Origin of the sequence: Parapedobacter brassicae, assembly GCF_051400755.1 — a bacterium.
GTDB lineage: Bacteria > Bacteroidota > Bacteroidia > Sphingobacteriales > Sphingobacteriaceae > Parapedobacter.
On sequence record NZ_JBLFFL010000002.1, the window covers coordinates 198,670 to 220,098 of the forward strand.

22 protein-coding genes are annotated in these 21,429 nt (G+C 49.6%); 15 read left to right on the top strand and 7 right to left on the bottom strand.

The window, feature by feature from the left end; all coding sequences use genetic code 11:
• Positions 1–47 precede the first annotated feature (47 nt).
• The 4 genes from ACMGDE_RS06360 (at position 48) to ACMGDE_RS06375 (ending at position 3,310) form a co-directional block, all read left to right on the top strand.
• Complete coding sequence (locus ACMGDE_RS06360) at positions 48–1,232, top strand: 1-deoxy-D-xylulose-5-phosphate reductoisomerase (protein WP_436831931.1); 1,185 nt, start codon at positions 48–50, stop codon at positions 1,230–1,232.
• Positions 1,233–1,242: 10 nt separating this feature from the next.
• Positions 1,243–2,571 carry an RIP metalloprotease RseP gene (gene rseP, locus ACMGDE_RS06365; protein WP_436831932.1) on the top strand — a complete coding sequence of 443 codons (1,329 nt, stop codon included), beginning with the start codon at positions 1,243–1,245 and terminating at the stop codon, positions 2,569–2,571.
• Positions 2,572–2,575: 4 nt separating this feature from the next.
• Positions 2,576–3,052, top strand: a complete 477-nt coding sequence (locus ACMGDE_RS06370; RefSeq protein WP_436831933.1) for a Dabb family protein — start codon at positions 2,576–2,578, stop codon at positions 3,050–3,052.
• Positions 3,053–3,115: 63 nt separating this feature from the next.
• Positions 3,116–3,310, top strand: coding sequence for a YwbE family protein (locus ACMGDE_RS06375; protein ID WP_436831934.1), 195 nt, complete (start codon positions 3,116–3,118; stop codon positions 3,308–3,310).
• A 22-nt stretch (positions 3,311–3,332) separates the two neighbouring features.
• On the opposite strand, the gene ACMGDE_RS06380 is transcribed toward ACMGDE_RS06375, so the two are convergent.
• The 3 genes from ACMGDE_RS06380 to ACMGDE_RS06390 form a co-directional block, all read right to left on the bottom strand.
• Entirely contained in the window at positions 3,333–4,274 is a 942-nt protein-coding gene (locus ACMGDE_RS06380; protein WP_436831935.1) for a T9SS type B sorting domain-containing protein, read from the bottom strand.
• A 105-nt stretch (positions 4,275–4,379) separates the two neighbouring features.
• Positions 4,380–5,066 (bottom strand): hypothetical protein, encoded by a 687-nt coding sequence (locus ACMGDE_RS06385; protein ID WP_436831936.1) that lies wholly within the window; start codon positions 5,064–5,066, stop codon positions 4,380–4,382.
• Between the two features lie 14 nt (positions 5,067–5,080).
• Positions 5,081–5,923 carry an immunoglobulin domain-containing protein gene (locus ACMGDE_RS06390; RefSeq protein WP_436831937.1) on the bottom strand — a complete coding sequence of 281 codons (843 nt, stop codon included), beginning with the start codon at positions 5,921–5,923 and terminating at the stop codon, positions 5,081–5,083.
• A gap of 640 nt (positions 5,924–6,563) precedes the next feature.
• Here ACMGDE_RS06390 and carA point away from each other — a divergent pair.
• From carA to ACMGDE_RS06405, 3 genes are all read left to right on the top strand, one after another.
• On the top strand, positions 6,564–7,706 hold the full coding sequence (gene carA, locus ACMGDE_RS06395; protein WP_436831938.1) for a glutamine-hydrolyzing carbamoyl-phosphate synthase small subunit: 1,143 nt from the start codon (positions 6,564–6,566) through the stop codon (positions 7,704–7,706).
• A 62-nt stretch (positions 7,707–7,768) separates the two neighbouring features.
• Entirely contained in the window at positions 7,769–9,061 is a 1,293-nt protein-coding gene (gene eno / locus ACMGDE_RS06400; protein ID WP_436831939.1) for a phosphopyruvate hydratase, read from the top strand.
• 90 nt (positions 9,062–9,151) lie between these two features.
• Positions 9,152–9,454: an FtsB family cell division protein gene (locus ACMGDE_RS06405; RefSeq protein ID WP_436831940.1), complete on the top strand. Its 303-nt coding sequence runs from the start codon at positions 9,152–9,154 to the stop codon at positions 9,452–9,454.
• A gap of 34 nt (positions 9,455–9,488) precedes the next feature.
• Here the strand turns inward: ACMGDE_RS06405 and ACMGDE_RS06410 are convergent, their stop codons facing one another.
• A complete protein-coding gene (locus ACMGDE_RS06410) occupies positions 9,489–10,385 on the bottom strand; it encodes a DUF3078 domain-containing protein (RefSeq protein WP_436831941.1) in 897 nt (298 codons plus the stop codon).
• A gap of 103 nt (positions 10,386–10,488) precedes the next feature.
• Between ACMGDE_RS06410 and rlmH the strand changes: the two genes are divergently transcribed.
• Positions 10,489–10,962, top strand: a complete 474-nt coding sequence (rlmH, locus tag ACMGDE_RS06415) for a 23S rRNA (pseudouridine(1915)-N(3))-methyltransferase RlmH (protein ID WP_436832471.1) — start codon at positions 10,489–10,491, stop codon at positions 10,960–10,962.
• Between the two features lie 119 nt (positions 10,963–11,081).
• On the top strand, positions 11,082–11,204 hold the full coding sequence (locus tag ACMGDE_RS06420) for a hypothetical protein (protein ID WP_436831942.1): 123 nt from the start codon (positions 11,082–11,084) through the stop codon (positions 11,202–11,204).
• 56 nt (positions 11,205–11,260) lie between these two features.
• On the opposite strand, the gene ACMGDE_RS06425 is transcribed toward ACMGDE_RS06420, so the two are convergent.
• Together ACMGDE_RS06425 and ACMGDE_RS06430 are read right to left on the bottom strand one after the other, a co-directional pair.
• Positions 11,261–11,668 carry a DUF5606 family protein gene (locus ACMGDE_RS06425; RefSeq protein ID WP_436831943.1) on the bottom strand — a complete coding sequence of 136 codons (408 nt, stop codon included), beginning with the start codon at positions 11,666–11,668 and terminating at the stop codon, positions 11,261–11,263.
• A 7-nt stretch (positions 11,669–11,675) separates the two neighbouring features.
• Entirely contained in the window at positions 11,676–12,113 is a 438-nt protein-coding gene (locus ACMGDE_RS06430; protein ID WP_436831944.1) for a peptidylprolyl isomerase, read from the bottom strand.
• Between the two features lie 219 nt (positions 12,114–12,332).
• Here ACMGDE_RS06430 and radC point away from each other — a divergent pair, with 219 nt between their 5' ends.
• The 6 genes from radC to ACMGDE_RS06460 all read left to right on the top strand — a co-directional run bounded on the left by radC (position 12,333) and on the right by ACMGDE_RS06460 (position 18,572).
• Positions 12,333–13,031 carry a RadC family protein gene (radC, locus tag ACMGDE_RS06435; RefSeq protein WP_436831945.1) on the top strand — a complete coding sequence of 233 codons (699 nt, stop codon included), beginning with the start codon at positions 12,333–12,335 and terminating at the stop codon, positions 13,029–13,031.
• Between the two features lie 117 nt (positions 13,032–13,148).
• Positions 13,149–15,548 carry a phenylalanine--tRNA ligase subunit beta gene (gene pheT / locus ACMGDE_RS06440; protein WP_436831946.1) on the top strand — a complete coding sequence of 800 codons (2,400 nt, stop codon included), beginning with the start codon at positions 13,149–13,151 and terminating at the stop codon, positions 15,546–15,548.
• Positions 15,549–15,600: 52 nt separating this feature from the next.
• Positions 15,601–15,909: a hypothetical protein gene (locus tag ACMGDE_RS06445; RefSeq protein WP_436831947.1), complete on the top strand. Its 309-nt coding sequence runs from the start codon at positions 15,601–15,603 to the stop codon at positions 15,907–15,909.
• A 37-nt stretch (positions 15,910–15,946) separates the two neighbouring features.
• Positions 15,947–16,237 (top strand): cell division protein ZapA, encoded by a 291-nt coding sequence (locus ACMGDE_RS06450; RefSeq protein WP_436831948.1) that lies wholly within the window; start codon positions 15,947–15,949, stop codon positions 16,235–16,237.
• Positions 16,238–16,510: 273 nt separating this feature from the next.
• Complete coding sequence (gene rny / locus ACMGDE_RS06455; protein ID WP_436831949.1) at positions 16,511–18,064, top strand: ribonuclease Y; 1,554 nt, start codon at positions 16,511–16,513, stop codon at positions 18,062–18,064.
• Entirely contained in the window at positions 18,054–18,572 is a 519-nt protein-coding gene (locus ACMGDE_RS06460) for a DUF962 domain-containing protein (protein ID WP_436831950.1), read from the top strand. Before rny ends, ACMGDE_RS06460 begins: the two co-directional genes overlap by 11 nt.
• An 18-nt stretch (positions 18,573–18,590) precedes the next feature.
• Here the strand turns inward: ACMGDE_RS06460 and ACMGDE_RS06465 are convergent, their stop codons facing one another.
• On the bottom strand, positions 18,591–21,101 hold the full coding sequence (locus ACMGDE_RS06465) for a hypothetical protein (protein WP_436831951.1): 2,511 nt from the start codon (positions 21,099–21,101) through the stop codon (positions 18,591–18,593).
• Positions 21,102–21,429 lie beyond the last annotated feature (328 nt).

Here is a 21,429-nt window from a genome sequence, read left to right on the forward strand (position 1 = left end):
ATGGTGATCGGGGGTCGGTGAACGGCTGATGAATAGATAAAGAAACATTGAAGAAAAAGCAAATAGCGTTATTAGGTGCTACAGGCAGCGTGGGTACACAGGCATTGGAAATTGTGCGTGCCCATCCGGATCGGTTCGAAATACAGGTGCTTACGGCCGCAACCAATGCACAGCTACTTATCCAACAAGCACTGGAGTTCCGTCCGCAAGCGGTGGTCATTGCTGATGAGTGCAAGTACGACGAAGTGAAAACCGCACTGGCCGGTCAGTCCATCGACGTGTTGGCAGGGAGCACTGCCCTTGAAGACGTGGTACAATATCCCGAGGTAGATGTGGTCATCAGCGCATTGGTCGGGTCTGCGGGCCTGCGGCCCACGGTAGCGGCCATTAAAGCCGGAAAGGATGTGGCACTGGCTAACAAAGAAACGCTGGTGGTTGCCGGGCAGCTAGTCATGGATCTCGTCCGTGAACACCGCGTAAACCTGTTGCCGGTAGATTCTGAGCACTCCGCCATCTTCCAATGCCTCGTAGGTGAGGCCAATAACCCCATCGAAAAAATATACCTGACAGCATCCGGGGGGCCATTCAGGGGTAGGAACCGTGCCTTTTTGGCCGATGTGAACCATGAGCAAGCCCTGCGGCATCCTAACTGGGTGATGGGCGCAAAGATCACCATCGACTCCGCTACGTTGATGAACAAGGGCCTGGAGGTGATCGAGGCAAAATGGCTGTTCGGCTTGCAACCGCGACAAATTGACGTGGTCGTGCACCCTCAATCCATTGTCCATTCCCTGGTGCAATTCGAAGATGGAAGCATTAAGGCGCAGCTGGGGTTACCGGACATGAGGCTGCCCATCCAATATGCGCTTACCTATCCCGACCGGGTTGAAAGCCGCCTGAAACGGTTTAATTTCATGGATTTCCCGTCATTGACGTTCGAGCAGGCCGATACGGATACCTTCCGGAATCTGGCGTTGGCCTACCGGGCGCTGGACGCGGGGGGCAATATGCCCTGTATCCTCAATGCTGCCAACGAAGTGGCCGTGGCAGCATTTTTGAAAGACCAGATCGGCTTTTTAAACATGAGCGATGTCATCGCCGAAACCATGGAGGCCATTGAATACATAGCGGCACCTTCGCTGGATGATTACCTGATGACGGACGAGAGGAGCCGCGAAGTTACCGAGGAGTTGGTAACAAAGCATAAAAAAATATATCATATAGCAAAGTAAGTTAAATTAAATGGGTGTATTGGTAATGATCGGGCAGGTATTGTTAGGCCTGTCTATATTGGTGGTGTTGCACGAGTTCGGTCACTTCTTGGCGGCCCGTGCATTTGGGATTAAGGTTGAAAAGTTCTATCTCTTCTTTGATGCGTGGGGTATCAAATTATTCAAATTCACATATAAGGATGTAGAATATGGCATCGGGTGGCTCCCGCTGGGCGGCTACGTGAAGATCGCCGGTATGATTGACGAGTCCATGGACACGGAGCAGCTAAAGGGCGAGCCGCAGCCATGGGAATTTCGTTCCAAACCCGCGTGGCAGCGCCTCATCGTCATGTTGGGCGGGATTATCGTCAACATTATTTTGGGGATGTTCATCTTTTGGATGCTGACCTTCAAATATGGTGAAACCTACGTGGACAACACGAAGCTGGAAAACGGCGTTGCGCCGGGCATCATAGGCAAGAAAATCGGACTACAGGCCGGTGACCGGATCACGGAGATCGACGGGCAGCCCGTCCTCCGGTTCGATGAACTCATCGGCTCAAAAGTGTTGATGGGGAATACATCGCTGACCGTCGAGCGCGGCGGCGAGACGATTTCCATTGCCGTACCGGGCGACATCCTGAATGACGTAGCCGATTATGACCGGAATGAGTTTGTCGGACTTCGCTCCCGTACGATGGCCGTCGATTCGGTATTTGTCGGCGGCGCAGCCGATGCGGCCGGTCTCCGCTCCGGTGATAGCATCCTGATGATCAATGGCCGTGCGGTACCCTTTTGGGACCAGGTGAGGGAAGCCGTTAGCGGAAGTGCGGGCAAGGAGGTTTCCTTGGTGGTGCTTCGGGGTAGCGATAGCACAACCATACAGGCCTCCGTGCCGAAAGAAGGTGCATTGGGCTTCTCCATTAATCCGGATACGGACTTCCCATCCGTCACCACGCACTATGGCTTTTTCGAGTCATTGCCGATCGGCGCATCGCGGGCGTGGACGATGTTTATCGATAACGCGAAGGGCATCGGCAAGATTGCCACGGGCGAGTTGCGGGCCGACAAAGCGATTTCTGGCCCGGTGGCCATCGCCACCATGTTCGGCTCGGAAGTAAACTGGCTTAAATTCTGGACCCTGGTCGGATTGCTGTCCATGGCGTTGGCACTGATGAACCTGCTGCCCATCCCGGCGTTGGATGGCGGGCACGTAGTGTTTTTGCTCATTGAAATGATTCAAGGCAAGCCGCTGAGCGACAAGTTTCTCGAGAAAGCGCAGATCGCAGGCTTTTTTATCCTGTTGGCACTGATGGTCTTTGTCTTTGGCAACGATATTATGAAGATTGTAAATAAATAGTTTTATGGAAAGACGTCATTTCATCAAGCAAGCAGGGGCGGCGGTTGCCCTGGCCGGTGCAGGCGGTGGACTATTGGCCGCGTGTGCCCCACCGACTTCAAACCAAGCGAGTGAACAAACGAATGAAGACCAAGTAACCACAGAAAAAATGGAGAACAAAGAAGTAATTACACATTATGTGCTGTTCTGGCTTAAGGACGGCTTGTCTGAACAGGAAATCAATGATTTTGCAGCATTTTTCGAGGAACTAAAAACCATTCCCGAAATCAAATCGCTGCACTATGGGCGTGCCGCCAATACGCATCAACGGGATGTCGTCGACAATAGCTTTACGTATAATCTGCTTGTGTTTTTTGATACCATGGACGATATCAATACCTACGAAACACATCCAACCCATTTGGCAGCCATCGAAAAATATTCGAAATTCTGGACCAAGGTGGTCGTACACGATTCGTTGCTGAAGCAGGCCGTGGCGTGATACGAGATTAAAGAGCAAGGATTGAGGAGTAAGGATTGAGGGGTAAGGATTAAGGAGCAAGGCATGGATGGGCAATACCGCAAAGACATTTATCCCGGTTTGGAGGTGGCCATCATTCTCAAAAAGGACCAACGCACGGGCAAACTTACGGAAGGCGTGGTGAAAGATATTCTCACCTCGGCGCCTTATCATTCCCGCGGGATCAAGGTGCGGCTTGAGGACGGGCAGGTAGGCCGCGTAGCGGAAGTATTGGGGTAATCATGTTGCTGAGGTCATCGGGCTAGTTATTCGTGTTCCGGATGAGGGTTACGAAACCTTTAAACGTTTCCCACCGGCCGTTAGGAGCTTTAAGCTCTAATACATAGTAATATGTGCCTTCAGCCAAGCCGTTGCCGTTCCAGTCGTTTTGATAGTCGGTTGTCTTGAAAAGCTCGTTGCCCCAGCGGTTGAAAAGCAGCAGCCGGTTTTCAGTAAACAGGTCTAGCCTTGGGATGACGAAATAGTCATTCAGTCCGTCGCCATTAGGTGTAAATACATTCGGGATGTTCAAGGCGATGATCTCCACCACTGCGGTATCTTCATTATCATCAAGGTTGCTGTCCGTTTGATCATTTGTTATTACAGCTAGCTGCGATGCCATCCCCTCATTTTCCGCCCGTACGCTGATGGTGATCGATACCGATTGCCCGGGCGCGATATCCCCCGGCCGCCAGGTAAGTTCCCTTGAAGCCGCATCATAGCTCACCTCGCCGGTATACGTACCCAATATATTATCATAAGTCACCTGCTGTGGTAATACGACGTTGACGGCTACGTTATGGGCGGTGCCGTTGCCATTGTTTATCGCAAGAAGCTGGTACGTGAATGCATCGCCAACCAGTACCGCAGGACGGTCTGGCTCGTTGTTGATGGCCATGTCTACGGTTATCGGCTCGCCACCGGGATCAACGATGACCTCCACAGGTGCTGACAGGTCAGAGTCGCAGCCCTCGCCGATCGCCATGACCGTATAGATTCCCGCTTCGGAAACCCGAAGCCGTTGATCGTGAAAGCCATTGATCGGCTCGCCGTTTCGGAACCAGAGAAAGGAGACGGCACCCGCCGCATCGGCACGTAGGGTCACAGCACTGCCCTGCACGATACGGACTGTCTCGCGTTGCTGCGCAAAACCGGTACCGGCGAGCATGAGCACCCAAAAGACGATATGGAATAACCTAACCATTCCCTGACACAGCGTTTACTGATCTGCGATCACCTAATTGCGCACCCGGCACCAATGGCCGGGGCGCGCATCAGGCATCATGTTATGTCTGCCACTTGGCGTGGGTTACCACGTTTCGCCGGTTGAACCTTCGACTTCAATAGTAGGCATACCAGGCTTAGCCGTAACAGTTACATCTACGTCGACACTTACTGCCGTGCAATACCGCAATCCGTCCACCACGTAGCCGGTTTTCAAACGGTAGGTGGTCGTGGTGCCTGGAGCGATGTCCTCGCTTGGGCTATACGTGGCTTCGGTAGCGCCGGTAATTGCCGTTTCCACACCCTCTACCACCGTATACCACTGGTATGCTAAAGTGGTAGCATCTGTTGTGGTCGCCTCGCCGGTAAATGTCTGGGTGGTGGCATCCTCGATACAATAGTCGGCTGCCGTAAATGCTACCGTAAGCGGCGCAAATTTGTAAACCGGCAGCTCCTGCATGTCGGATTCGCAGAGCTCGGGGTTGTCGGCATCCCCTTCAATCGACAGGTAGTAATAGCCCGTCTCGAGCTCGGCCGCGGGAATGGTGACCCCGTCAGCCAGGGTCAGCGTTGTGCTCGGGGTAGTTGTTGAGGTAGCGCTGTACCGCATCACATACTGCGTTCCCGCTGCGGGAGTGGGTAAGACGAGATCCGCGCCATCGCAGAATAAGTCTACGTTGGGGGTCGTAGGTGTCACCTGGGCGAAAGCCGATGAAACATTCAGCAGCAGCGCAACGGCTGCCAGGATGAAGAAATTGATGGTGGTTTTCATAACATGTTTTTTGGTTAATATTGAGAATTTGGAGTTAGTTGCACATTGGGGGCGGGGGGTTTGGGAACGACCGTCAGTTGGATAGCTGTCCTCGCCGAGGGGTAGAGATCGCCTTCCCGCGCTTCCAGCCAGTAAGTATATGTGCCCGGGCTCGGCGGTGAGGGGATGGATAGGGCATTTCCCGCCCTGGTCACGCCCGTGATTTCACTGCCGCCTGTTTGGGCGCTATAAAGCCGATAAGTATAGTTGTTTTGGAGATTGGAAATCGTCAATTGTGCTGGTTCCGCCGGACATACTGTGACCGTGGATTGAGAGAGATTGGGAGGCTTGATATAAAAAGCGTAATATAAATTGGCAGATAATGCGGCTCCGGCCAACGTGGCGATGCGCAATCTTAATCCGTCACTAGTGGCAGTTGAAGATGGAATTGGAATAATAACTTCACTCTCCACGCTTCCATTTAATAATGTCAATAATGAGGTTGACGTGTATTCCGTTCCAACGAGGTTATTAATTCCATTGTTCGTCCTTATAATGCTCAATCCCCCCACCAGATTTGCAATTGATGCTGCACTTGAAAATCTTATCATAATCGGAGAAGTGTTGCTAGGTTTCGGATAAGGTGTTCCAGAAAATTGGAGGTTCTGCATAGCATGCATGAGATTTAATAGACCAACACCCACACGAAGAGTTGAGTAATTGGTATAATTGGTGTCTGAGGCGAAGGTTGGGTTTTGTACAGATCCACCAAGCGAACCAACAGAGGTTTGCTGCGCATTCGCATACACCCGTTGCCCATACCCATCCTTTACCACGCCAAAGAGTAGCAAAGCAAAGGCAGCAAAAAGCCGCAGCATGAATATTAGGATAGGTGGAAAGTACATATCAATTCATAGGCGTGTAGGGAAATAATTGGTCTCTGAACAATCAGATCGATCGGTGCTATTTTCTCATGCAGTACAGTGCTGTGCCAACAAATGTAGTACGCTAACTAATCGGGAATTTTGTTCATCTCATTCATGTTTGCGAGAATAAACACGCCCATAGGTATTACCTTAGGGAAAGGGCAGCAAGAGCAAGACATTCGGACAGGTCCTCAAGCAATTGATGCAGGATGCGATTGAAGGTAATTATCCAGACCAACGGGTGATACCAGAACACGTATTGGTTAGTTCCGTATGCGCCCCGGTGTGCAGGTCCAGGACTTACCTCTTCGTACGCAGCGGCCGCAAAAAGCAATACAGCAAGAGTGTTTATGTCGGGCACCTGAAGCTGCAATAACTTCAAAAAAAATTAGCTTGATACCATAAAAATACGTACCTTTGTCCCTCGTGAAATTTGGAGTACATTGCTTCAGGACAACATCCCCCAAGCCTGGAAATCTTTCTGGAGGGGTTGGTATTTCAAAATCCGTTTTTGGCCCGTTGAGGGCTTTTTTTATGGGTGTATGGTTAGGTATGATTATGGATACAAACCATCAAATTACAATAACAGCGAATGACGAATTACAGTAAACTTCCGGCGATATTGCTGCTGGAAGACGGAACCGTGTATCACGGCAAGGCCGCCGGAAAGATCGGCACTACGGCAGGTGAAATTTGTTTCAACACTGGTACCACCGGCTATCAGGAGATCTTCACCGATCCTTCTTACTTCGGCCAGATTATGGTGACAACCAATGCCCATATCGGCAACTATGGGATAGCTGGGGATGAGTCTGAATCCAACAAGATTCAGATTGCGGGACTGGTCTGCAAGAACTACAGTGTCAACTACAGTCGTAAAATGGCGGATTCCTCCATCCAATCATATTTCGAAGAAGGCAACCTGATCGGCATCTCGGATATCGATACCCGCTCACTGGTGCGCCACATCCGCAACAAAGGCGCCATGAATGCGATCATTTCATCGGAGACACTGGATGTAGACGTGCTTAAAAAGCAATTGGATCAGGTGCCCTCGATGGCTGGCTTGGAGCTTTCATCCAAGGTGACCACGGAAACCCCTTACTACTATGGCAATGAGGATGCGCCGCTTCGCGTAGCGGTGCTGGACCTGGGGATTAAAAAGAATATCCTGCGAAACTTCGATGCGCGCAAAGTATACGCCAAAGTGTTCTCCGCCAAAACACCTTTTGCTGAAATGGAAGCCTGGGGTGCCGATGGCTATTTTATTTCCAACGGTCCCGGTGATCCGGCAGCCATGGACTATGCCATACATACCGTAAAAGAAGTACTCGAGGCCGATAGGCCCCTCTTTGGGATCTGCCTCGGACATCAATTGCTAGCTCTGGCCAATGACATCCGCACCAGTAAGATGTTCAACGGGCACCGCGGCATCAACCACCCGGTGAAAAACATCATTGCCAACAGGTGTGAGATCACCAGCCAAAACCATGGCTTTGGCGTGGTGGCCGAAGATATTGAGCGATCAGATAAGGTGGAGATCACGCACGTGAACCTCAACGATAAATCTATCGAAGGCATACGGGTGAAAGGCAAGTCGGCCTTTTCGGTGCAATACCACCCCGAGTCGTCGCCCGGACCGCATGATTCGCGCTACCTGTTTGATGAGTTTGTCGAGCTGATGGAAAAAGGCAAAAAATCATTATATTTGGCGGGTGCAACTGAAGGTGTATGAGTTACACTAACTGTGCACTCGGTATTAGCAAACGTTAACCTTAAAAAAATAGAAAAGAACACATGAGTTTGATCATCGATGTACATGCGCGGCAAATATTGGATTCGCGCGGTAATCCTACCATAGAGGTGGATGTGACTACTGAAAATGGTTTTGTAGGCCGTGCTGCCGTTCCTTCGGGCGCTTCGACGGGCGTGCACGAGGCTGTTGAGCTTCGGGATGGCGACAAATCCAAGTATCTGGGCAAAGGCGTATTGAAAGCCGTTGAAAACGTGAATACCAAGATTGCCAATGCGCTGGAAGGTATTGATGTCTTTGAGCAAAATGCCATAGACAAGATCATGATTGAGTTGGACGGCACCGAAAATAAGGGCAACTTGGGTGCCAACGCCATTTTGGGTGTTTCATTGGCGGTTGCCAAAGCTGCCGCTCAGGAGAGCAGGCAACCGGTGTACCGTTACATCGGCGGTGTCAATGCCAATACGCTTCCGATCCCGATGATGAATATCATCAACGGTGGTTCGCATTCGGATGCACCCATCGCTTTTCAGGAATTCATGATCATGCCGGTCGGTGCACCCTCGTTTTCAGAAGCGTTGCGCTGGGGTGCTGAGGTGTTCCATACGCTGAAAAAAATCCTGCACGACCGGGGGTTATCCACTGCCGTGGGCGACGAAGGGGGCTTTGCACCTACGTTCAACGGCACGGAAGATGCCATCGAAACGATCTTGAAAGCCGTTGAAACGGCCGGATACAAGCCGGGTGATGATATCTACCTCGCGTTAGACTGCGCTGCCTCTGAGTTTTACAAAGACGGCAAATACGATTATACCAAGTTTGAAGGCGATAAGGGTGCTGTTCGCACGAGTGAAGAACAGGCGGCTTACCTCGCAGAACTGGCCGGCAAGTACCCCATTATTTCCATCGAAGATGGCATGGGCGAAGATGATTGGGCCGGATGGAAACTGCTTACTGAACAGATCGGTAGCGCCGTGCAACTGGTGGGCGATGACCTGTTCGTGACCAATACGAAGCGGTTGCAGCAAGGGATTGATACCAATACGGCCAACTCGATATTAGTAAAGGTAAACCAGATCGGTTCGCTCACCGAAACCATCAACGCCGTTTCACTGGCGCAGAATAGCGGCTACACCTCGGTCATGAGCCATAGAAGCGGCGAGACAGAAGATTACACCATCGCTGACCTGGCAGTGGCCCTGAATACCGGACAGATCAAAACCGGCTCGGCTTCGCGCTCGGATCGGATCGCAAAATACAACCAGTTGCTTCGCATCGAAGAAGAATTGGGCAGCAATGCGAAATTCTTAGGCAAGAACTTCAAATTTGCGAAGTAAAGGATTTTAATTCTTCAATGAAAAGGGGAGCTGCGACACGGCTCCCCTTTTTGTTTGCATTTCCGATTTTTTTTGCGCTATTTTGTATACATGGAAAGACTGCTGACCCTCATTCGGAATAAATACCTGATTGCCGCGGTGGCATTCGTGATTTGGATGCTATTTTTCGACCGGCATGACGTAGCGATGCAGTATGACTACTACAGCCAATTGAAAGGGTTGAAAGCGGAGAAAGCCTTTTACACCCAGGAGATTGAGCACGTGAATAAAACTCTAAACGACCTGAATACCAACCCCCAGGAACTTCAGCGGATGGCCCGCGAGAAGTACAAGATGAAAAAAGAAAACGAGGATGTTTTCGTGATCATTGAGCGCATAGAAGAAAAGGAATAAGGAAGCCGGGAGATCCCCGACTTCCCGATAGATTTTAGAACTTGTATGTGATACCGGCACCCAGCACCTGTCTTACCTGAAGCGCAGGCCGTCCTGAATCGGGTATGAACACACCATCTTCCTGACGCAGGATGTCAGTGTTGTCGTCGTAGATGAGCTGTACGCCGCCGTTGACGGTGATGTAGTCGTTTACCTTCATAAACAGATTCAACGTATAGTCCACATCCACATTCTGCGGATCTTCGAGGTAATTCGAATACAATTTGAGGATGTTTTCTACACTGATGTTTTCCATCAGGTTCGCCTTATAGTAAGCGTCGAAGGCGGCGCCGAACTCAAAGCGCGAAGTGGCACCCGGGTCTACACCGAATGCACCCTGCTCCGATAGCTCGTCGTTGGTGACAAAGATGAGACGCGCTGCAGCGGGGGAGAGGTTGAAGCGGAAGTTGTCTGATTCTTTGTAGGCAAAGCCCGGTCCAAAGCTTAAGTATGCAGGGGCGAATGAAGTGGAGATCAACGTGCCGTTATTGTCTGCATCGTACTGGAAACCATCTGTAAACTGCGTATTGAAGTTCATGAAAAAGGTGTACATCCAACGCTCAGCCGCTTGATATCCCAACAAACTGTTCAGGATGACCCGGTCATCGTTTTTGCGCCAACCGATGGCCTTTTGCTTGGTAATGCCATAGGCAGCGATGGCCTTATTGTCCCAGCTCCACTTGTCTTTCTTATAGTTGAAATCATAGTTGAAAATCAAATTGGTCGCAAATGAATTGATGCCGCCGGCCGCCCAATTGGAAAAGGAACTTTGATTGAGGAGCAAGGTGTTTTCGCCGGATATCCGCCACGTCGTGTCAGATGTGCTTTCCTGTGCCCATGCGTTCCACGACAATGCGAGCGCCAAACCTAATAGTAATAAAGATTTTTTCATGGTAATAGAATTTTATGAAAGTTGGTTTAAAAATGACTGAATGGAAACAAAACAGGTGCCAAAGATGTTATTCGATGCCAATTTTTTCGTTCATTTGTACAATATGCGGATTACCCTACTCTGTGTTGGCAAGACGGATGACGTCCATTTCGCAGCAGCAATTGACAAGTTTCAGCTTAGGTTGAAGCACTATGTGCCGTTTAGTATGGTGCTGATCCCCGACGTTAAAAACGCCAAGTATCTGAGCGTCGATGAGCAAAAGGCGAAGGAAGCGGCAGCACTCAACAAGCACCTGTCACCCGGTGATCGGGTCGTTTTATTGGACGAAGGTGGAAAAGCATACCGCTCGGTGGAATTTGCGGAATACCTGAATAAATTGATGGTGGGAAGCGTGCAGCATGTCGTATTTGTCGTCGGCGGCCCCTATGGCTTTGACGACACCCTGTATGATCGGGCTGATGGTAAGCTTTCGCTATCTAAAATGACATTTTCGCACCAAATGGTGCGGCTTTTCTTTGTGGAACAGCTGTATCGTGCGTTTAGCATCCTTAAGGGAGAGCCCTATCATCATGAATAAGCGTCAGTGATCAATCATGGGTGGGTCGGCGACCGGTGATTGAATTATACAATAAATATGGAAATAGCGGAATGTGATCATCCAAACAATAAAAAGGAACAATTGTTAACCACTATATTATGAATATTCCCAAACGGAAATATCACTACAAGGGCGCAGATACCTCCAGCGAAAGCAGGATGTTTTGGCTGATGGTCATCATTGGCCTTGCGATCATGGCGGCCATTATCTTTTTATTCTGACGTACCCGGTAGAATGGCCACGTCGGTGACGACATGGCCATTGGCATGACGTGTTATTATTCAGTAGCGGCATCCTCGGAAGGCGCCTCGTGGAAAAGCGGCAACTCCTTAATGATGCGGTACCAATTGATGATTTTCTTGATGTCTGAGCTGTACACACGCTCTTCGTCATGGTCCGGCGCGACTTCCCTAAAAAACTTGCGCAGGGTATTCCCGTCGGATTTCGGATCGGGCAGTTCACCTTTTTCCTGCATACGTTGCAGGATGTCGATCAGTTTCAGCTCCGCTTCGTTGCCATAGATGGTGATGTCCTCTAAGGTGGCAAGCTTGGTGGTCGCGAGGTTGACGACAGATTTAACTTTTTGTTCATCAAGGCTCTCCAGTATAAAGCCACTTTTATTTTGGCCGATCAGTTTAAACAGTCCGGGTTTGCCCGTGACCGCTACGAGTGCTTTTAGATTCATGCGGTGGTTATTCTTCGATAATGTCGATTCCCAAAATTTTGTCGCCTTGGCGGATATCATCGATGACGTCGATATTTTCGACGACTTTACCAAAGCAGGTATGGTTCCGGTCGAGATGTGCCGTGTTGTTGCGGCTATGGCAGATGAAAAACTGGGAACCGCCGGTGTCACGACCCCGATGCGCCATGGATAGCACCCCCCGGTCATGATATTGATTGTCGCCGTCCAACTCGCACTTGATCGAATAGCCGGGGCCTCCGGCACCAGTGCCTGTGGGATCTCCGCCCTGAATAACAAAATCCGGTATGACCCGGTGGAAGGTAACGCCATCATAATAACCCGATTTGGCTAGCTTCAAAAAGTTGGCCACGGTGCCCGGAGCATCCGCGTCATAAAATTGCACGGTCAAATCCCCCTTTTCAGTCTTGATAATTGCTTTGCTCATTTTATTAAAATTGGATTGCAAAGATAAGGTTTTAGTCGTAACACGAAAGGTGTAAGTCAAAAGTCAAAAGGAAAAAGTGATAAGCAACAAGATGTGTATCTCAGGCCAAGCACAGCGTAGATGCCCGAAATAAAACACTAAAAAAATTAGTAAAAGTATTGCAATCCCCGAATGAATTACATACCTTTGGTTGTGAGCGATAACCTTAACATAATACCAATGGACACTAACTTATCTCGCGTAACCATCAAATCGTGGGCAGAAACTGACCGCCCGCGCGAAAAACTACAACAACAGGGGCGAAGGATACTGACCGACGCCGAATTGCTGGCCATCCTTATCGGGAGCGGCTCCAAGGGGGAATCGGCTGTTGAACTTTGCCGCCGTATCCTGCATGACCATGATAATGACCTGAATAGACTCTCCAGGCTGTCGGTAAGCGAACTGTCGCGCTACCGAGGGATTGGAGCGGCCAAGGCCATCAGTATCGTGGCCGCGCTCGAAATGGGTAGGCGGAGAAAAGCACGGAAAGAGCGAGCACGCCCCATACTCAATTGCAGCAAACGGGTTTATGAATATATGAAACATCTTTACGAAGACCTGCCCTACGAGGAGTTTTGGGTCGTGTTTTTATCCGGGAGCTGCAAAGTGATTACCAAAACACTTGTCGGTAAAGGAGGCAATGATTTTACGCCGGTAGACATCAAGCAAATATTGCGGCTTGCACTGGAACACGGCGCGACGAGCCTGGTGCTCACGCATAATCATCCGTCGGGCACGATGGCGGCCAGTAAAGCAGATATCCAATTGACGAAGAAGTTGACGGAAGCCGCCAAGCTGTTTGACTTTTTCATCAACGACCATGTCATTTTTACCAATACCGGTTACTATAGTTTCCGGGACGACGAGTTGATTTAGTGGCCGGAGTTGATGATCGGGCTGCCAGTTGCCCGGCGGTCGGGTTGCCCGGCAGCCCATAACCGTATTTGAGAAACGAGAAAAAAAATCTAAGTTTGCACAAATTCCGAACTTAGGATGGACATATCATACAATTGGCTAAAAGACTTTATACAAACAGATAAAACACCAGATGAGCTTTCGGGTATCCTGACAAATATCGGTCTTGAGGTAGAAGCGCTGAATGTCGTGCAGCATATCCCGGGTGGGCTGGAGGGACTGGTCATCGGGGAGGTGAAGACCTGCGAACAGCATCCCAATGCCGACCGATTACGGGTGACGACGGTCGATGTAGGAGGAGAAGCACCTCTGCACATCGTCTGCGGCGCCGCTAACGTGGCGGCGGGCCAACGGGTAGTGGTGGCCACTGTCGGTACGACGGTACATCCGACAGCCGGAGAGCCCTTTAAAATCAATAAATCAAAGATCCGAGGTGAGGTGTCCGAAGGGATGATCTGTGCCGAAGATGAAATCGGGCTGGGTGTATCGCATGACGGTATTATGGTGCTTGCAGGCGATGCACCGATCGGTGCGCCTGCCAAGGTGTATTTTGGCATACAAGATGATTATGTCTTTGAAATCGGGCTGACCCCCAACCGTGCGGACGCGGCCTCGCATCTGGGCGTTGCCCGTGACGTTGCTGCATTTTTGCGCAGCGGGTACCGCCTGCCGGACTTATCGGCGTTTGCCGCAGGTGCAGCGCGTGAATGGCTGCCGGTGAAGGTGACCGCCCCTGAGGCCTGCCTACGGTACAGCTCCATCAGCATTGAGGATGTTCAAGTAGGTGATTCGCCTCAATGGCTTAAAGAACGTTTGACAGCCATCGGCGTGCGGCCCATCAACAATGTGGTGGATGTGACCAATTATGTATTGCACGAGCTGGGGCAGCCGTTGCATGCCTTTGATATAGACACCCTAACCGGAGGCCAGGTAGTGGTACGCTATGCTAATGCAGGCGAATCGTTTGTGACCTTGGATGGTGTGGAACGCAAGCTCGACCCCGAAGACCTCATGATCTGCGATGCCGAGAAGCCCCTGTGCATCGCCGGTGTGTTTGGCGGCCTGCACGCTGGAGTAACTGTGAGCACAACGCGCGTATTCCTGGAAAGTGCCTATTTCCATCCGGTATCCATCCGGAAGACATCGAAGCGGCATGGACTCAAAACAGATGCTTCGTTTCGTTTTGAACGGGGCACGGATCCGGATATGACCATAACGGCACTGAAACGAGCGGCGTTACTGATCACTGAGGTAGCGGGAGGGCGTATTTCAACATCGATATCAGATCATTATCCTGCGCCGATATTACCCTTCACGTTTGATGTGCGGTATTCCCAAGTGCAACGACTCATCGGGAAGCCGATCACTGAACAAGAGATTAAGGCCATTATCGAGGCGCTGGGTATCGCAGTGCTGAGCGAAGAAGGTGGTGTGCTGAAGGTGCAGGTGCCGCCCTATAAGGTAGACGTAACGCGCGAGGTGGATATCATCGAAGAAGTGCTCCGTATCTACGGGTACAATAACATCGAAATCAAAAGGCAAATCAAAGCTTCGCTCAATACCTCACCCAAGCCGGATAAGGAAATCGTGCAAAACCAGGTGGCCGATCTACTGATCGGTAACGGGTATCGCGAAATGTTGTCCAACTCATTGACAAAATTGGATTATGCGGATGACCCTGCCCTGGCCGTTCGCATACTGAACCCATTGAGCGCCGATTTGGATACGATGCGGCAAAACCTCTTGTTTTCGGCATTGGAAGCCATCGGCTACAACCAAAAACGCAAGCACCCCGATTTGAAGCTGTTTGAGTTCGGCAATACCTATCGCTTAGCCGGAGACGGCTATCTGGAAACCCAGCGGCTGGCTTTGGCCATCACTGGCAGACAGTTGCCGGCGCAATGGAACCATACGACCAAGCCGGTGTCGTTCTATCACATCAAGGCAGGGGTGGATGCCATTTTACGGCGGTTGAATATTACCGACCTCCAATTATCGGAAGCGCCCGATACCCATTATCAATACGGTTTGACATACGAAAGGGGCGGAAAGCCGCTGGTTTCCTTCGGGGCGATTAATCGATCGCACCTGGACAAGGCGGACGTGGATGGAGAAGTCTTCTATGCCGACTTTGATTGGGGCGGTGTGCTGAAAGCGGTCCGGAAGAACAAGATCACCGTGCGCGAGCTATCCAGGTTTCCCGCCGTACGCAGAGACCTTTCGCTGTTGGTAGAGGCGGGGATAAACTTCAGTAAGCTGCGGGAGATCGCCGAGAAAACCGAACGTAAGCTGCTCAAGGAGGTCAATGTGTTTGATGTATATAAAGGCGATAAACTACCGCGGGGCAAAAAATCCTATGCACTCCAATTTGTGCTGCAGGATGAAGAAAAAACACTCGCCGACAATCAGATTGATGCAATAGTTAAAAAATTAATTTATAATTTTGAAAAGGAAGCGGGAGCAGAAGTGCGGAAGTGACCGGTGGTTGGTGATGGGTGATTGGTAACGAAAGTAAATAAACAAAAAACGGATGTCATCAATAACGGCGCAACTGGCTAATGTAGTGGCAAACACGCGTAAATTGCTGGATTTATGCATATCTTTGCAGGAAGAGAATGATCTGCTGAAGCTGGAAGTGCAGTCGCTAAAAGTGGCGTTCAACACGAGCGGTGATAAGAATAAGCAGCTGGAAGAGAAATTGAAAGCCCTAGCGGTAGCGCGTTCATTGGAAGAAACAGAAGTGGGCAAAGGGGGAATAAATGAAAAAATACTTGACACAAAGCAAAAAATTAACGATTTTGTGCGAGAAATAGATAAGTGTATTGAATTGCTCAGGTGATGAGCGGGTGAGTGGCGTATAGTGAATTAGCTCAAACATGGGAGAAATTTCCATAAAAATAAACATCGCGGACCGGATTTACCCCTTGCGGGTGGATATGGAGGAGGAAGAGGTTATCCGGCGAGCTGCCAAGTTGATTAACGATAGGATTAAAGAGTTTCAGGAGAATTATGCCGTAAGGGACAAACAGGATCTGTTATCGATGTGCGTACTTCACTATGCTACCGGGATGCTAAAAGCTGAACGGAAGTCGAACGCAGACGAGGTTGGGATGGTGAAAGCGGTAAATGAACTGGATGGCATGTTGTCCGAATTTTTTAACCAATAACGTTCTTATTAGAGCTTAAGACAACGAATTTACCGCAGTTAAATTCGGGTTTCACTATTTTAAACTTAACGCTTCAATATCACAAGCGTAATGGAGATGTAGGCCATCTTGCTGATGCAACCTGGTCATGATCAATACGCTAATGCTGTGTAAAGAAGTTTATGATACATGAAGCCTGATTAATTTAATTGCGGTTTTTTTGTGCCGTGACGTTGACGGTAGCGGCCTTTAAAAAATTATTGACGAATGAAACAAATTAAATACTAACAGATAATGGATAATATTATATACATCGTTATAGCGTTTGTAGTGGGCATGGTGGTGGGCCGTTTTGTGCTACGCTTTTTATTTAAGAAGCAGGAGATAGCGGCGCAGGGCAAAGCAAAAAAAATACTTAAAGAGGCTGAACAAGCGGGCGAACACCTGAAGAAACAGCGGATGCTGGAAGCCAAAGAAAAGTTTCTGCAACTCAAGACCGAGCATGAGAAGGAAACGACTCAAAAGAATAATGTGCTCAACCAGCGCGAAAATGGTATCCGGCAGAAAGAACAATCAATCAACCAAAAGCTGGAAGGCCTAAATCGTGAAAAGCAGGAACTGGAAACTGCACGTAAAAACCTCGAACGGCTTACCGAAGTCAACGAGAAGAAGCAGGAGGAAGTGGAGCAATTGAAAGCGCAGCACATCAAACAGCTGGAAACCATTGCGGGGCTTTCTGCCGAAGAGGCCAAAAATCAATTGGTAGAGAACCTTAAAGAAGAAGCACGCTCGAAAGCCATTATTCAGATCAAAGATATCGTAGACGAAGCGAAGCTCACCGCTACGAAGGAAGCCAAGAAGGTGGTGATACAGACGATACAGCGTACCGCCACAGAAAGTGCCATTGAAAACACGGTTTCCATTTTTAATATCGAAAATGATGAGATCAAGGGCCGCATTATCGGGCGCGAAGGACGGAACATCCGTGCGTTGGAGGCTGCCACGGGTGTCGAGATCATTGTTGATGATACGCCGGAGGCCATTATTCTTTCGGGTTTTGATCCGGTACGCCGGGAGATAGCCCGCTTGGCCTTACACCGGTTGGTGACCGATGGCCGTATACATCCGGCACGGATCGAAGAAGTGGTGGCGAAGACGAAAACCCAGATCGAGGATGAGATCGTAGAGATCGGCGAACGCACAGTGATCGACCTGGGCATACATGGGCTCCATCCGGAGTTGATCCGAATGGTAGGCCGTATGCGCTACCGTTCATCTTACGGCCAGAACCTGCTGCAACACTCGCGTGAAGTGGCCAATTTCAGCGCGACGATGGCGGCTGAGTTAGGGCTCAACGTGAAGCATGCCAAGCGTGCCGGACTGCTGCATGATATTGGCAAGGTGCCGGAAGATAACCCGGAGCTGCCGCACGCCATTCTGGGTATGCAACTGGCCGAAAAGTATAAGGAACATCCCGAAGTGTGCAACGCCATTGGGGCCCACCACGATGAAATCGAGATGACGTCCATGATCTCACCGGTGGTTCAAGCCTGCGATGCGATCTCGGGTGCTCGGCCCGGCGCCCGGCGGGAAGTGGTCGAGAACTATATCAAACGGCTTAAGGAATTGGAGGCGTTGGCGCTCTCATATCCTGGCGTGGAGAAGACCTTCGCGATACAGGCCGGGCGCGAATTGCGTGTAGTAGTGCAAAGCGAGCGGGTATCCGACGCCCAAGCCGAGCTCTTGGCGGCAGATATCTCTACCCGCATACAGACGGAGATGACCTATCCGGGACAGATCAAGGTAACGGTGATCCGCGAGACACGTTCGGTATCGTATGCGAAGTAATCAGCAAGCTGCGCCAAAGCGGAAAGTTGATCAATATTTCGAAGCGCTGAACAGCCAATTCCAGCATCCCGTAAACCGTGCGATCCAATATATCGCGCTACCGATCTTCTCATTCGCGGTATTAGGGCTGGTGTGGATGATGCCTTTTCCAGAAATAGCCTTTTTGAAAAAGTATGGCTATGACACCTTCCTCAACTGGGGTTCGATCTTTATCGCTGCCGTCATCTATTACTATTTGCGCTTGGCTACCACATTGTCTTATGCCGTGTTGCTGACCGTGGGCGTATTCAGTTTCTTCATCGTACAATTGGAGTATTGGGAACAGCGGGGCGGGCCAGCCGTTTGGCTGGTATGCGCTGTTTTACTGATCATGTCACTGCTGGTATCGTATCTGGGCAAAAGCACTGAACGCAAAGCCGTGCCGTTCTCCAGCTTTTTGAAGCTGCTGGTATTGGGCCCGATCTGGCTCTGGCACTTCCCTTTTCGAAAATGGAATATTCCCTATTAGGGTTCGCCAGCCTCCGATTCAACCATACTTTTTCGATAGCGCCTCCACACCGATCACATAGCCGAAGGCCAGCGATTGGAATTTGAGCTCGTTGATGTTCCGAAGCCGCTCGTCCCGCGGCATTCCCCGTAAGGCAAGCACCCTGCAATATGCGCCTAATAACTTGAACCCATAGGCATCACATGCTGCGATGGCGCGGTGAGTGATTTCGTCGTGTTTAGCATCCTTGAACTTGCCCAGGAGGATGTGAAAAATGGCATGGAGCAGGCTGTAGGTCATGTTATTCAGCGAGTGGGGTGATCGATAAGTAGCGTATTGTAATGCGGTGTCTATATCACCACATTCGAGGAGATAAAGCGCATAGATAATAGACGTAGAATCCAATTCAAACGTGTTTGCAGGGTTGATGTCGGCGATCCGCTGTTTCAGTACAGCACTGTACCAACGGGCGATCTCAACGTTGTCCAAGACCCTCACCAGCATATAAATCAGGATATCGAATAGTTGGTTTGTAACAGGCTGGTTTGTCAATTGGAATCGTATCGGTAGGCTTTCCAATTCGTGGGCCAGCATATGATCAGCCGCCTGCCCTTTGAAATACTGATAAAGATACGAAAGCATGTTATACGGGTTGGCAATGAAGCCAACATAAGCCTCCGGCCGCAGGGTGCTGAGTTTATCCAGCTGGAAGTGTAATGCGTCTTCATCCCACTTCAACAAGGCGACGAGCGCGAGTTTGCTCCGCAGGATAATTTCGTTGGTATCTGACAGATCAAAGTCCAGCAAGTTTTCCAACCCCGGCTCGTATTCGACCTGGAAACAAATGTTGTTGTGCACGTATTTCATGAACCCGCCATCCTTTAATTTCAGGTTTATTTCGGCTTTGATGGACGGAGCCGCGCGCTGACTGAGTTTGTGGAGCCCATCGCACACAAAGGGGATGATGGTATAGGGCTCTTCCTGGATATAAGGGATTTTACCGAATACGTTGACTAAGGAAAGATTCCCTGATTCGATATCAAATAGCAGCAACCATTTCAATAACATGACCTTCGTTTGCGGGCAGAGGGGCAGCTGCTCCAATGCATTGATGATCGGGGGGGCTTCCTGATGACTATTGAACAAACGGAGCGCAATGAAATATGCCGCTACCACGTCGAATTGAAACTGAATGACGGTATGCTGCCGCAGTTCGAGGCCATCGTTATTTTCGTAAAGCATGCCGATGTAAAGCAAGTCATTATAGGCCGTCCGATATTGCCGGATGATCGCATACGCTTGTTTTTTGGTGATCTGTAGTGTGCCATTGTGTTCCTCGATCAGCTCGGCCAGCTCTTCCATGAGGGCTTGTTTGGCCATGGTATTGATGCCATTAAAGACCTTCTTTTTCAGGTATCGGGTAATGACCAAATATTCATCAAATTGGCTGACCTGGCTAGGGTCCAGTTTTTCCCCGTACAATTCATAATAGTGCTGGAAGAATTGAGGCGTATTGATGAGCGTTGTCCGATTACGGGATCTCAGTTGGTACGGATTGACTTTTTCATTGACGTTTCGAGCAAGCGAAAGCAGTTCTAAATTAGAGAAAGGCCCCATGTTTGCCCACTGCTTACCGGTCTCTCCGCTCAACACAGAAAACCATTGCGGATTGATGACCGTACTTTTGAACAGGCTTTCGTATTTGAGGAAGGTAATGGTGCGTAAAACCAGAATAACGCGAAACCAGTTATACTGAGCAAAATGGCTTACCATTTCGATGACCTGGCTGATTACGGTATACAATTGACGGTCCGCAACCAATTCACTATGCAACTCATCGATCACCAGGTAGAAATTGCCCGGTGGGTTTTCCCTGTTGTTATCCATGAAGCCGTCCAGGAGTTCGGTCGTCTCAAAACCCAATAGGTGGGCCAACCATTTATTGATATGATAACCAAAAGCCGCGCCCTGCAGCAGCGATAAGCTATTGGTAAAAAAATAAATGTCGTGGTTCGGGTCGTCATGAATTTCGCTAATTCTTGCCTCGACCCAACGAGAGATGGCTACCGTTTTGCCACATCCCGCCGAACCGCTGAGGACACCGATGGTCGCGTCACTTTCGAGGAAATGCTCCACAAAATCATGAACACATTTCCGATCAATGGTTTGGTGGTATGGGATGCCGCATTTGTATTTATTGCTTTGGATATTGAAGAGGCTGATTTTGGTTGCATTGAGTGCTATTTCGCACCAGGCTTTCTGCTGGGATGTGTGCAGGTGGTATTGCTCCATTTGCATATAAAAGTGATCCCAGCCATCGAAATCGGAGTATTCAGCCAACGCATTGAGCGTATAGATGGAAGGATGGTGTATGGAGGAGGCAAAACCGAAGACCCGTTTGATCGTGGTTTCACTCACACTTTTGTTGGTTTTATCTTTGATTTCCAAGGCCAATCGGTAACAATCGGCTGGGCTGATCTTTGAAAGTTGAGCTTTGCTCAATACATGCAACTTGAGCTTATCAAAATAAGCCTGCAGATAGGTTCTCATTCTGTGGTAGATGTTTGAACGATAATTAAGTTAATTAACGCCGAATACACGTCACGTTGGCAGACTGCGGACAGTTACACAATAAGGTTGACCGCAGGTGAGCAACGGACCATCACGAAATCAACTCCACTGCAATCATTAGGCAGGTTGTCTCTTTCGTTTTATCAGTCGTTTGGTTAATAATTGTTAGTTTCTCGTTGTAATAATTGTAGTCATCTTTTTCATGGTATCTGTTTGGTATTGTTAATTGAATTCAGTCGGCTGATTGACTACCTCCCAAAATGATAGCCAATATACGTACGGCAAATATATCATAATTGTTTGGTTG